This window comes from Acidocella sp. MX-AZ02, assembly GCF_000306035.1.
Lineage (GTDB): Bacteria > Pseudomonadota > Alphaproteobacteria > Acetobacterales > Acetobacteraceae > Acidocella > Acidocella facilis.
On the sequence record NZ_JH976208.1, the window covers coordinates 650,254 to 662,529 of the forward strand.

General features: G+C 62.0%; 9 protein-coding genes. 3 read left to right on the forward strand and 6 right to left on the reverse strand.

Features of this window, described 5'->3' with window-relative positions; translation table 11 throughout:
* Window position 1: 1 nt before the first annotated feature.
* Both MXAZACID_RS11385 and MXAZACID_RS11390 read left to right on the forward strand, forming a co-directional pair.
* Complete coding sequence (locus tag MXAZACID_RS11385; protein WP_008494504.1) at window positions 2-1,255, forward strand: adenosylmethionine--8-amino-7-oxononanoate transaminase; 1,254 nt, start codon at window positions 2-4, stop codon at window positions 1,253-1,255.
* Between the two features lie 53 nt (window positions 1,256-1,308).
* Complete coding sequence (locus MXAZACID_RS11390; protein WP_039885200.1) at window positions 1,309-4,281, forward strand: glycosyltransferase; 2,973 nt, start codon at window positions 1,309-1,311, stop codon at window positions 4,279-4,281.
* A 53-nt stretch (window positions 4,282-4,334) separates the two neighbouring features.
* Here MXAZACID_RS11390 and MXAZACID_RS11395 read toward each other — a convergent pair whose 3' ends face one another.
* The 5 genes from MXAZACID_RS11395 to MXAZACID_RS11415 all read right to left on the reverse strand — a co-directional run bounded on the left by MXAZACID_RS11395 (window position 4,335) and on the right by MXAZACID_RS11415 (window position 8,994).
* Window positions 4,335-5,867, reverse strand: coding sequence for a YifB family Mg chelatase-like AAA ATPase (locus tag MXAZACID_RS11395; RefSeq protein ID WP_008494506.1), 1,533 nt, complete (start codon window positions 5,865-5,867; stop codon window positions 4,335-4,337).
* Window positions 5,868-5,946: 79 nt separating this feature from the next.
* Window positions 5,947-6,702, reverse strand: coding sequence for an SDR family oxidoreductase (locus tag MXAZACID_RS11400; RefSeq protein WP_008494508.1), 756 nt, complete (start codon window positions 6,700-6,702; stop codon window positions 5,947-5,949).
* A gap of 20 nt (window positions 6,703-6,722) precedes the next feature.
* Window positions 6,723-7,550: a TIGR01459 family HAD-type hydrolase gene (locus MXAZACID_RS11405; protein ID WP_008494509.1), complete on the reverse strand. Its 828-nt coding sequence runs from the start codon at window positions 7,548-7,550 to the stop codon at window positions 6,723-6,725.
* Window positions 7,547-8,578, reverse strand: coding sequence for a quinone-dependent dihydroorotate dehydrogenase (locus tag MXAZACID_RS11410; RefSeq protein ID WP_039885201.1), 1,032 nt, complete (start codon window positions 8,576-8,578; stop codon window positions 7,547-7,549). Before MXAZACID_RS11410 ends, MXAZACID_RS11405 begins: the two co-directional genes overlap by 4 nt.
* Window positions 8,575-8,994 carry a hypothetical protein gene (locus tag MXAZACID_RS11415; protein WP_008494511.1) on the reverse strand — a complete coding sequence of 140 codons (420 nt, stop codon included), beginning with the start codon at window positions 8,992-8,994 and terminating at the stop codon, window positions 8,575-8,577. The genes MXAZACID_RS11410 and MXAZACID_RS11415 overlap by 4 nt, the downstream gene beginning before the upstream one ends.
* 89 nt (window positions 8,995-9,083) lie before the next feature.
* On the opposite strand from MXAZACID_RS11415, the gene MXAZACID_RS11420 reads away from it, so the two are divergent.
* On the forward strand, window positions 9,084-10,376 hold the full coding sequence (locus MXAZACID_RS11420) for an amidohydrolase family protein (protein ID WP_008494512.1): 1,293 nt from the start codon (window positions 9,084-9,086) through the stop codon (window positions 10,374-10,376).
* A 226-nt stretch (window positions 10,377-10,602) separates the two neighbouring features.
* On the opposite strand, the gene MXAZACID_RS11425 is transcribed toward MXAZACID_RS11420, so the two are convergent.
* Window positions 10,603-12,234 (reverse strand): CTP synthase, encoded by a 1,632-nt coding sequence (locus MXAZACID_RS11425; protein WP_008494513.1) that lies wholly within the window; start codon window positions 12,232-12,234, stop codon window positions 10,603-10,605.
* Window positions 12,235-12,276 lie beyond the last annotated feature (42 nt).

The following is a 12,276-nucleotide window of genomic DNA, read 5'->3' on the forward strand; positions in this document are numbered from 1 at the left end:
GATGTCCTGGCTGGAGACCGGCTGGCGGCATGTCTGGCTGCCTTATGCGCAGATGCAGACAGCGCCGTTGCCGACGCCTGTGGCGCGCACCGAGGGGGCGCGGATCATCCTTGAGGATGGTCGCGCGCTGATCGATGGCATCGCGAGCTGGTGGACGGCCTGCCACGGCTATAACCACCCGCATCTGCGACAGGAAGTGGCCCGGCAGCTGGAGGCGATGCCGCATGTGATGTTCGGCGGGCTGGCGCATGAAGCGGCGTATAAGCTTTCCACACGTCTCGCCGCACTGATGCCGGGTGACCTCAACCGCGTTTTTTTCACCGATTCCGGCTCGGTCGCGGTCGAAGTCGCGATCAAGATCGCGGTGCAGTCCCGGTTGAATCGCGGATTGCGGGGGCGGACCAAGGTGCTGGCATTCGCCGGCGGGTATCATGGCGATACCATCGGCACGATGGCGGTCTGCGATCCTGAGGAAGGGATGCACAGCCTTTTTGCCGGGCTATTGCCGGACAATCCGGTGGTGCCGCTGCCACGGGATGCCGCCAGCATCGCCGCTTTCGAGGCGCTGCTGGCGCGCGAGCATCAGAGCCTTGCCGCGATCATCGTCGAGCCGCTGGTGCAGGGCGCCGGGGGGATGGTGTTTCACGAGCCTGCTGTGCTGCAGAGGCTCCGCGCGGCGGCGGACCATTATGACCTGACTTTGATTTTCGATGAGATTTTCACCGGTTTCGGGCGCACCGGGAGCATGTTTGCCTTCGAGCAGGCGGGGGTGGCGCCGGATATCGTCACCTTGTCCAAGGCGCTGACCGGGGGGACCAGCCCGTTGGCCGCGACCATCGCGACCGACCGGCTGTTTGAGACCTTCCTCTCGGACAGCCCGATGACCGCCTTGATGCATGGCCCGACCTATATGGCGCATGCGCTTGGCTGTGCCGCGGCCAATGCCTCGCTGGATCTGTTTGAAACCGAGCCGCGCTTGCAGCAGGTGGCGGCGATTTCCGTACAGCTGGCGCGCGAGCTGGAGCCCTGCCGGGCCCTGCCTGGGGTGAAGGATGTCAGGGTGATGGGGGCCATCGGCGTCGTGCAGCTGGACGCGATCAAGGACCCCGCCGGGCTGCGCCAGAAGCTGATGGCGCAAGGTGTGTGGATCAGGCCGTTCCGGGATATTGTGTACCTCACACCGGCGTTCACAATCTCGCCGGACGAGCTCTCATGCCTGACCAGAGCCATGTTCAAGGTGCTCTCCGGCGGCTGAGCTGTTTGTTGCGGCTTGCCAACAAGGCGGCGCGGTGCAACCTATGGGCGTAAATGCCGCAAGCCGCTCACCTTCTTCTGCGCAGCGATGCCAAGCTCAGGCCGGCCTGGGCAATGTTCGATCGTGGCTGGTATCTGCATCATTATCCCGATGCGCGGGCATTATGTGTAGATGCCCCTGAAGCGGCGGCGCTGGACTATTATCTTCAGGTCGGGGCCAGGCTGGGGCACAGCCCGTCACCATTATTTGATGAAGCCTATTATCTCGCCAGCAACCCGGACGTGGCGGCGCTGGTGCGATCCGGCCAATACGCGTCCGGGTTCGATCATTACTGCCAGCATGGCTGGCGCGGTGTCTCTCCGCATTGGCTGTTCGACGACGCGCTCTATGCCGAACTTTACGACGATATGAGCCTGGAGAATCTCGAACTTCACGGCTGTTTCGGGCGCTATGATCATTATCTGCGCTCCGGGCAGAGCGAAGCGCGGGTGGGGCATTATCTGTTCGATGCGCCCTATTACCGCGACCAGGCTCTGGCAGCTTCCTGCTCGGCGGAGGAAATCGACGGGCCGGGCCCCTATGTTCATTTCCTGGCCTGTCTGGGCTCTGGCCGTGACGAGTTGGCGCCGTCGATCTATTTCGACCCGGCATGGTATGTTGAACAGCATCCCGTGGCGAAGCAGGCGATCTTGCGCGGCGATTATCTCGCCGCCCTGCATCACTATCTCACCAACGACACGCCGGAGCTGTTCGATCCCGTCCCGCAATTCTCCGAGCGTTTCTATCGCCAGCGTTATCCGGATATTGATGCGGCCATCGCGGCGGGGTTGTACCGCAACGCCTATCAGCAATTCGTCCAGCACGGGTGCTTCGAGTTGCGGCAACCATCGGCCGAGATCGATCTGGCCTATTATCGCGATATGCACAGGTCCGTAAGGGATGCGTTGAACGCCGGATTGTTTCGCGATGCCTTCGCGCATTTCAGGCGCGCCGGGTTGACGGAGGGGCTGGCTTACAGCCCGCCTGTTAAACGCTCCGGGCTGGAGGAGTATCCAGCCCGCGAGGGGTTCATCCGCAAGGCCCGCGCCGATCTCGCTTTGTTTGCCAGGCAGGGGCTGGATTTCTCGTTTGCCGGCACGCCGGATGTCGCAGTGATCATGGTCGCGTATGGGCGCTTTGAGCTGACCATGCGAAGCTTGGCGTCGCTGCGGCAGAATTTTGGGGGGAAGATCCAACTCATCCTGGTCGATAATGCCTCAGAGGATGATACGCGCCGGATCGAGCACTATGTGCGGGGGATGGCGCTGCTCAGAAACCCGCAGAATGTCGGGTTCCTGAAGGCGTGCAACCAGGCCTTGGCGCATGTTGCGGCACCTTGCCTGCTTTATCTGAATAACGACGTTGCGCTGGGATTTGGCGCCGTCGCGTCTGCCATGGCGCGGCTCAGCGCCGCTGCGGATATCGGCGCGGTGTGTGGCAAGATCGTCCGAACCCATGGCTGCCTGCAGGAAGCGGGCTCGATCATCTGGGATGACGGAACCACAAGCGGCTATTTGCGCGGCGAATCCCCGCTCGCGCCGGGAGCCAATTTCGTGCGGGATGTCGATTATGGCTCCGCCGTCTTTCTGCTTTGCCGCACGGCGCTGGTGAAGGCGCTGGCCGGTTTCGACGAAGCCTTCGTGCCGGCCTATTATGAAGATGCGGATTTATGCGTGCGCATGTTGCAGGCCGGATACAGGATTGTTTACGATCCCGCGGTCAGCGTCGAGCATCTGGAATTCGGCAGCGCGGTGACACCGGAAGCATCCATGGCGCTGATGCGGCGCGGACGGCGCATTTTTCGCGAGCGACATAAGGCGTTTCTGCAAGCGCAGCCATCGCCTGGCAGGCAGACCCCGACGCGGGTGCGCGAGAGGAGCGGCCGGCCCAAGCTGCTCTTCATCGAAGATACGGTCCCCTTGCGGCGTCTTGGCTCAGGGTTCGTGCGCTCGAATGACATTGTCCACGCGATAGACCGAGCCGGTTACGATGTTCACGTCTTGCCGATGAACGGCGCGCCATATGACGTGATGAGCCTGCTGGGCGACATGCCAGCGCGGGCGGAAGTGCTTTATGACCGGGCGTTCGGCGACATCAAGGCGTTTTTAAGCGAGCGGCGAGAGGATTATCAGCGCATCTGGGTCGCGCGAACGCATAATCTGCGCCGGCTGCGCACGCTGCTCATCGAATCCGGCAATGAGGTGCCGGTGATTCTGGACACAGAGGCGCTCGCCAGTTGCCGCGCTGCGACGAAAGCCGCGATGATGCGAACAGGCTTTGATCTCGACACAGCGCTCCAGGCGGAGTTCGCTGACCTTCCTGATTTGGCGCGTATCATTGCGGTCAATCAGGCTGAGGCGCAGCTCTTACAGCGCGTGCGTGGCCAGACCGTTGAGATATTAGGAACCTACCGCGAGGCGACGCCGACAAAACCCGGATTCGCGGCGCGTAGCGGGTTGCTTTTCATCGGTGCGGTTCATGAAGCGGACGCGCCCAACGCCGATTCGTTAAATTATTATACCCAAGAGATTTTTCCGGTTTTGGCGCAAGCCTCCGTGTCTGCGCCGCTGCTCACTGTCGCGGGATATTGCGCGCCAGGCATTGAACTTGCCGGGTTGAAGATGAGCGAGGGGGTGAGGGCGCTTGGCGAGGTGGCGCAGACCAGGCCGCTTTATGAAGCCGCACGGATTTTCGTGGCGCCGACGCGCTTTGCCGCTGGTACGCCCTACAAAATTTACGAGGCTGCGGCGCACGGTGTGCCTTGCATTGTGACGACGCTTCTGGCCGAGCAGCTTGGCTGGCGGGATGGCGAGGAGGTATTGGCTGTGCCAACGCTCGACGCCGAAGCCTTTGCCAGGGCAATTCTGCGTCTCGACTCCGATGAAGCTTTGTGGACCAGGCTGCGTGCGAACGCCTTGAAGCGGTTGCGCCGGGAGAATGGCATTGCCGCGTTCCAGGCGCGGGTTCAGCAGATTTTAACGCCGTAAGGCGGCAAGAGATTTTTTGCATGCTCGTCAGGGGTAAATCGTCGCACGTTAAGCTAATGGCCGGTGGCTCGAAGGCGCTCAAGGGTGGCTTGTTGTGGCAGCTTATGGCGGTAGGTCAGCGCTTCGGCGATATGAAAACGCTGAGTTTCCTGCGCACCGGCAAGATCGGCGATGGTGCGCCCGACGCGCAGCGCCCTGATCTGGCCGCGCACGGAGAGTTGCAATTTTTCCGCTGCCCGTTCCAGAAATTCGCGCGCCTCGATGGTGGTTGGCATCAGATCCGGACCGGCTTCGGCGTTTGAGCCAGGGCCGTCCTCGCCATAGCGCTGGATCGCCCGGGCCCGGGCCTCGGCGATGCGCTGGGCCACGACCGCGCTGCTTTCCCCTGCCGGGATCCAGCTCATCTCGCGCGGGCTGAGTGGCATTACGCCAATGGTGATGTCGATCCGGTCCAGCAGCGGACCGGAAAGTTTGCTCTGGTAATCTTCCCCGCAGCGCGGGGCGCGGCCGCATTCACGCCCGCCATCGCCCAGATAGCCGCAGCGGCAGGGATTCATCGCGCCGACAAGCTGGAATCGCGCCGGGTAGGTGATATGCGCCGCGGCACGGCTGACGGTGGTCTGGCCGGTTTCCATGGGCGCGCGCAGGGCCTCCAGTGTCGCCCGCGGAAATTCCGGCATTTCATCGAGGAAAAGCACGCCGCGATGGGCGAGCGAGATCTCGCCCGGGCGCGCCCGCAGGCCGCCGCCGGCAATCGCCGCCGGACTGGCTGAAAAATGCGGATCGCGAAATGGTGGCCGGGTGACGAGCTGGCCATTGGTGAGCATGCCCGAGACGGAATGGATCATGCTGACCTCGAGCGCCTGGCGCGGGGTGAGGTCCGGGAGCAGCCCGGGCAGCCTTGCGGCCAGCATGGATTTGCCCGAACCGGGCGGGCCGATCATCAGCAGATTATGCCCGCCTGCCGCGGCGACCTCCAGCGTGCGCCGGGCGACATCCATGCCTTTGACATCGGCCAGATCCAAGCTCGGTGCGCCGGCGCCCAGTGTGCCTGGCGGCGGCGGGGCGAGCAGCTGGGTGCCGCGAAAATGATTGATCAAACTCAGCAGGTCCGGGGCGGCGAGAATGGTCATGTCGCCAGCCCAACCGGCTTCCGCACCTTGTGAGGCCGGACAGATCAGCCCCCAACCCTGCCCTTGTGCGGCGATGGCCGCGGGCAGAATGCCGGCGGCGGGATTGAGGCGGCCATCGAGCGACAATTCGCCCAGCGCGGCGAAAGCAAAGAGGTCTTCGGCGGGAAGGATATCCATCGCCGCGAGAACCGCCAGCGCGACCGGAAGGTCGAAATGGCTCCCTTCCTTCAGCATATCGGCCGGGGCAAGATTGACGAGAATGCGCTTGGGCGGGAGCGCCAAACCCATCGACGTCAAGGCCGCGCGGACGCGCTCACGCGCCTCGCCCACGGCTTTGTCTGGCAAACCCACCATGAGAAACGCCGGCAAGCCGCTGGCGATTTGAACCTGAACCTCGACGCGCTGGGCGTCGATGCCGGAAAAGGCGAAGCTGTTGACCCGCGCGATGCTCATGACCTGTCCGCCCTGGAGTTGGGGACAGGTTATGAATGCAATCTATGATTGTCTATAGTTGTTTCGGGTTCGTTGTATTTTAGGCGGGCTGGCGCTTCACCGTCAAAGGTCCGGAAGCCTGGCAAGTCGGCATCATTTCGATCCGGTTGATATTCATGTGCGCGGGCAGGCTGACCAGCCAGCTTGCGGTTTCGGCGATATCGTCCGGGGTCAGGGATTCAGTGTCCTCATACACCTTGGCGGCGCGTTGCTGATCCCCGCCGAAGCGGACCTGGGAGAACTCGGAGCCGCCGACCTGCCCGGGTTCGATATCGGTGACGCGGACATTCCGCCCCACCAGATCCGCGCGCAGATTGAGGGAGAATTGCTTCACGAAGGCCTTGGAGGCGCCATACACATTTCCGCCCGGATAGGGGTAGGAGCCCGCAATCGAGCCGATATTGAGGATCAGCCCGTCATTGCGCTCGACCATCTGCGGCAGGATGGCGCGTGTCATATGCAGGACGCCGGTGATGTTGGTCGCAACCATCGTGTCCCAATCATCCAGCTTGGCCTCCCAGGCGGAAGCCAGCCCCAGGGCAAGACCGGCATTGTTCACCAGCACGTCAATCTTGCGCCACGCCTCCGGCAGCGCGGCGACGAAGCCGGCGACCGCTTTCGTATCGGTTACATCCAGAGCCGCGATGTGAACATGCTCGCCCAGTTCCGCCTTCAGCGCCTCCAGCCGTTCGACGCGCCGTCCGGTGGCGATCACCCGATGCCCGTCCTTGACGAAACGCCGTGCGAAGGTGGCGCCGAATCCGGCTGTCGCGCCAGTGATCAGGATCGTCTTCATGTGTCTGTCCTTTCGGAGGCTTACCAGGAAAATCCTGGCAGGATGGCGGTGGGAGAGAGGTTCGAGGCTGCCGCTTCCGCAGGCGCCTGCTCGGGATGTAGGGCGTGGATGCCGGAGAGAACCCAGCAGCTATCGATGCCGGCGGCTTTCGCGCCGGAAATATCGGTGCGCAGCGAATCGCCGATGGCCAGGGTGCGCTGCTGTGTCGTACCGAGCAAGGCGAGTGTCGGCTTGTAAATTGCCGCATCCGGCTTGCCGCGCTGAATGACGCGGCCGCCCTCCGCCTCGTAAAGCTGGGCCAGATAACCGGCGCAGATGATGCGGTCCTTGCCCTTCATCACTTCGAGGTCCGGATTGGCGCAGATCATCGGCAGACCAGCCTTCAGGCAGGCCTGAAGTGCTGGCTGGTAGAGATCAGGGTTGTGCGGACCCAGCTCGTCATCCGGTCCGGTATTCAAGACAAAATCAGCGACCTCCGGAGAGGCGGCCTCTTCATAATCGAGCGTGTCGAACACGTCCCGGTCGCGGGGCGGGCCGAGATGGTAGAGGCGTTTGCCAAGGGTGGCGAACTCGTCGGTGCGGGTCTTCAAACCCAGATAGACGGCTTCGCCGCTGGACATGACGCCGTCATGCAAGGCCGGTGTGACGCCCATGCTGGCGAGAAATTTGGCAATCCCCGCCGCCCGGCGGGGGGCGTTGGAGAGGAAGACCACGCGTTTACCCGCCGCCTTGAGGCGAGTCAGGCAATCGAGAACGCCGGGATAAGGGGCGAAACCGTCATGCACAACGCCCCAGAGATCGACGATAAACCCGTCATACGCAGCGCAAAGCTCGCCGATTCCGGTCATAATCCTGCTCCCACGGCGTCGGATACGGTGCTGAAGCCGCGGTCCTTCAGCAAGGCCGCGAGCCGGTGTTTGAGTTTTGGCAGCATGGCCGGCCCTTGATAGGCGAAGCCGGTATAGATCTGCACCAGGGAGGCGCCGGCCAGGAGTTTTGCCAGCGCGTCCTCCGCGGTGAACACCCCGCCCGCGCCGATAAAAGTGAGCTGCCGCCCGGCAAGGCGATAGGCGCGGGCGAGCATCGCGGTGGAGGCGTTGAACAGCGGTGCGCCCGACAGCCCCCCAGCCTCACGCCGCAGCGGGCTTTTTAGCGTATCCGGGCGCGCGATGGTCGTGTTGGCGATGATCAGGCCGCTCACTTTATGCTGAATGGCGACTTCAATGACGGCTTCCAGCCCCTCCTCCGACAAATCCGGCGCGATTTTGACATAAACCGGCTTCGGGCTGTCGATGCCGGCCAGGATGCCGGCCAGCCGTTCCTCGGATTGCAGGTCGCGCAGGCCGGGCGTGTTGGGCGAGGAGATGTTGATCGTGATATAGTCGGCATGCGGCGCAACCGCCTTGACCAGCGCCGGGTAGTCGCGCTCCGGATCCGCGCCGTCCTTGTTGATCCCGACATTCGCGCCAAGGACGAGGCGGGTTTTGTCTGCCTGTTTCAGGTTTTCAAGATAGGCTTGCAGTCCCTGATTGTTGAAGCCCATCCGATTGATAACGGCGTTGTCCTCGGCCAGGCGAAACAGCCGGGGCTGCGGGTTTCCGGGCTGGGGGCGCGGGGTGACGGTGCCGGCCTCCACAAACCCGAAGCCCAACCGCCCCAATGCCGTGACCGCATAGGCGTTCTTATCGAACCCGGCGGCAAGTCCGATCGGGTTCGAGAGTGTCCGGCTGAAGGCCTGCGTGGAAAGGCAGGGATCGTCCGGCGTGTTGTCGGTACCGACCAGCCCCCAGCGCAACGCCTTGAGAGACAGGTTATGCGCGCGTTCCGGATCCAGCTGCCGCAGGAGCGGCATCAATAGAGCAGGGGCGAAGATCATTTGACGTAGACGAGAATGACCTGATCCAGCCCCGCAGTTTTGGCGCCGGTTGAAACGCGCGATGCTGCGACACCGTCTGCGACAATGGCTTTGGCGATGGCCTGCGCCTCGGGGGTAAGCCCGGCGAGGGTTTTCGCATCGGTATCCGGGTTGCCTGTGGCCGGTGCCTCGGCGACGACCTGGAATGCGGCATCCGACTTAATCGCCAGGGCCTGGTTGACGGCATTGCGCAGAGGCGCCTGGAAGTCCTGCGTATCCGGCAGAACCGAGACCAGCGGGATGCGGTTGTGAAACGCATCCGCGGCTAAGACGGTTTGTGTATCCGGCCCCGCAGGTGTCGGAGAGAAGGTTTGGCGGCCCGGAGGGGCGCATGAAGCCAGAACCAGAGCGGATAACAGGACAGGAATGCGGCGCATGGGTCTTATCTAGTCGTGGCATGCTTGCGCGGCAACAAGTGTTAAGGCGATGTTTGCTCTAGGCATACCGGCATAGTGAGGCGTGGCTGATGTTCGATCTGATTGTGCGAAACGCGAATCTGCCCGGGGGGCGGAAAAATCTGGATATCGCGATTGCCGATGGGCGGATCGTGGCGGTCGAAGCAGGCGTGCAGGGCGAAGCTGCGCAAGACATCGATGCGACAGGGCGGCTGGTGACGTCGCCCTTCGTTGATTCGCATATTCATCTCGATTCCACCCTCTCTCTGGGGCTGCCGCGAATGAACGAGTCCGGCACGTTGCTCGAAGGGATCGCGCTTTGGGGCGAGCTGAAGCCGCATCTGACGCAGGAGGCGATTTACGAGCGCGCCAGAAAACTCTGCCTCTGGTCGGCGGCGCGGGGCACGCTGGCCATCCGCTCACATGTCGATGTGTGCGACGAACGGCTTTTGGCGGTCGAGGCGCTGCTTCAGCTGAAAAAGGATCTGGCCGCGTGGATCGACATCCAGCTGGTGGCGTTTCCCCAGGATGGTTTCTTCCGGTCGCGTGGTGCCGAGGCCAATCTGCGTAAAGCCTTGAAGATGGGCGTCGAGGTGGTCGGCGGGATCCCGCATTTCGAGCGCACGCAGGAGGATGGGCGTCTTTCGGTCCAGGCCTTGATGAGGATCGCCGCCGAGGCGGGTCTCATGGTGGACATGCATTGCGACGAAAGCGATGACCCGCTGTCACGGCATGTCGAGACGCTGGCCGCTGAGACGCTGCGCCACGGTATGGGAGGCAGGGTCGCGGGCTCGCATCTGACCTCCATGCATTCGATGGATAATTATTATGTGTCGAAATTGATCCCGCTGATTGCCGAATCCGGCCTGTCGGCGATTGCCAATCCGCTGATAAACATAACTTTACAAGGCCGTCAGGACAGCTACCCGAAACGGCGCGGGATGACGCGGGTGAAAGAATTGCTGGCGGCGGGCGTGCCGGTAGCGTTCGGCCATGATTGCGTGATGGACCCCTGGTACGCGCTTGGCAGTCACGACATGCTTGAGGTGGCCGCGATGGGTCTGCATGTCGGCCAGTTAACCTCAATGCAAGAGATTGATGCCTGTTTCGACGCTGTCACCAGTACGCCAGCGAAGATCCTGAATCTGGACGGGTACGGGGTGAGCCCTGGTAGCTGGGGTGATTTGGTGGTTTTGCAGGCGGAAGACGAAATGGAAGCGATTCGGTTGCGGGCCGAGCGGCTTTACGTCATCCGGCGCGGCAAACTCCTGGCGCGATCAGCGCCTCGGGAAAGTCAGGTTTGGTTTGGATCTGACAGGCAGAATGTGGCGTTCACCCGTCAAAATCTCAATCAACTCCGATAAGCCTAGAGTTGTAGAAAGCCGAGTTAAACTTCGGTTCTAGGATCGAGTATTTTCCTTACAGGAATATTGGATCGATTATCATCGAATCGCGTTGACTCATTTTTATTCATAATCCGACTTTTGCGAGCGTAGGGCGTTCCGGCTGGCAGATGCCGTGTCGGCGGGTTGTCTGCTATAAGATGAAGGCCAATTCCAGCTTTCGGGCGGAAATTGGCCTTCTGTACGATTAAACCAGCCGTGATTGCTTGACCGCTGCCTCGATAAAGCCCTGGAACAGCGGGTGTGGGTCGAACGGCTTTGATTTCAGCTCAGGATGGTACTGCACGCCGATAAACCAGGGATGATCCGGGTATTCGACGATTTCCGGCAGAATGCCGTCCGGTGAGAGGCCAGAGAAGCGCAACCCCTTGGCTTCGAGCTGCTCGCGGTAATGGATATTGACCTCGTAGCGATGACGGTGGCGCTCCTCGATATGAGCCGCTCCCCCGTAAACTTGGCGCACGAGCGAGCCCTGGGTGAGGGTGGCGGGGAAGGCGCCAAGCCGCATGGTGCCGCCCAGATCGCCATCGGCGCGGCGGCGTTCAATCTCGTTTTCCCGCGCCCATTCGGTCATCAGCCCGACAATGGGAATGTCGCAGGGGCCAAATTCGGTCGAAGAGGCGGCCGTCATACCGGCTAGATTGCGGGCGCATTCGATGACCGCCATCTGCATGCCAAAGCAGATACCGAGGAACGGGACTTTATGCTCGCGCGCAAAGCGAACGGCTTCGATCTTGCCCTGGGCCCCGCGCTCACCAAAGCCGCCAGGCACCAGAATGCCATGCACGCCTTCCAGTTGCTCAACCGCATCGGGTTGCTCGAAGATCTCGGCATCCATCCAGTCCAGCTTGACCTTGACCTTGTTGGCGATGCCGCCATGGGCCAGGGCTTCGGCCAGGGATTTATAGCTGTCGAGCAGGTTGGTGTATTTGCCGACCACCGCGATGCGCACCTCCCCTTCGGGGAAGCGGACGGTATCGACGATCGATTTCCAGCGTGCCAGATCCGGCTCGCTTTCGAAGGGCAGGCCGAAATGGCGCAGCACTTCCCGATCCATCCCGGCCTCATGGTAGGAAATGGGGACGGTGTAGATCGTATCGACATCCAGCGCCGGCACCACCGCCTCAGCCCGGACATTGCAGAAGCTGGCGATCTTGCGCCGCTCATTCTCAGGGATTGGCCGGTCACAACGGCAAATCAGCATGTTCGGCTGAATGCCGACATTCTGCAGCTCCTTGACCGAATGCTGGGTCGGCTTGGTTTTCAGCTCGCCGGCGGACGGGATGTAGGGCACCAGCGTCAGATGCACGAACATCGCCCGTTCGCTGGTCAGCTCATTGCCAAGCTGGCGGATGGCTTCAAGAAACGGCAGCGACTCGATGTCGCCAACCGTTCCGCCGATCTCGACCAGCACGAAATCCAGCCCGTCCGTTTGATTTTGAACGGTTTCCTTGATCGCGTCGGTAATGTGAGGAATCACCTGGACGGTGGCGCCGAGATAATCGCCCCGGCGCTCCTTGGCGATCACCCCGGAATAGATCTTGCCGGTGGTAGCATTGTCGGCCTTGTTGGCATGAACGCCGGTGAAGCGCTCATAATGGCCGAGATCCAGATCGGTCTCGGCGCCGTCATCGGTCACGAACACCTCACCATGCTGGTAAGGGCTCATCGTCCCGGGATCGACATTGAGATAGGGGTCCAGCTTGCGCAGCCGGACAGAATAACCCCTGGCTTGCAGCAGGGAACCGAGGGCCGCCGAGGCAATGCCCTTACCGAGGGACGAAACCACGCCGCCGGTGATGAAAACAAACCGCGTCATGGAATCCAATCTTACATGAGTCGCAATGGGAGGGTGAAGAGG

What these genes read in the sequence shown, in the direction of transcription:
- MXAZACID_RS11385 (WP_008494504.1), top strand. Translation starts at nt 2, where the DNA reads ATGTCCTGGCTGGAGACCGGCTGGCGGCATGTCTGGCTGCCTTATGCG.
- MXAZACID_RS11390 (WP_039885200.1), top strand. Translation starts at nt 1,309, where the DNA reads ATGCCGCAAGCCGCTCACCTTCTTCTGCGCAGCGATGCCAAGCTCAGG.
- MXAZACID_RS11395 (WP_008494506.1), bottom strand. Translation starts at nt 5,867, where the DNA reads ATGAGCATCGCGCGGGTCAACAGCTTCGCCTTTTCCGGCATCGACGCC.
- MXAZACID_RS11400 (WP_008494508.1), bottom strand. Translation starts at nt 6,702, where the DNA reads ATGAAGACGATCCTGATCACTGGCGCGACAGCCGGATTCGGCGCCACC.
- MXAZACID_RS11405 (WP_008494509.1), bottom strand. Translation starts at nt 7,550, where the DNA reads ATGACCGGAATCGGCGAGCTTTGCGCTGCGTATGACGGGTTTATCGTC.
- MXAZACID_RS11410 (WP_039885201.1), bottom strand. Translation starts at nt 8,578, where the DNA reads ATGATCTTCGCCCCTGCTCTATTGATGCCGCTCCTGCGGCAGCTGGAT.
- MXAZACID_RS11415 (WP_008494511.1), bottom strand. Translation starts at nt 8,994, where the DNA reads ATGCGCCGCATTCCTGTCCTGTTATCCGCTCTGGTTCTGGCTTCATGC.
- MXAZACID_RS11420 (WP_008494512.1), top strand. Translation starts at nt 9,084, where the DNA reads ATGTTCGATCTGATTGTGCGAAACGCGAATCTGCCCGGGGGGCGGAAA.
- MXAZACID_RS11425 (WP_008494513.1), bottom strand. Translation starts at nt 12,234, where the DNA reads ATGACGCGGTTTGTTTTCATCACCGGCGGCGTGGTTTCGTCCCTCGGT.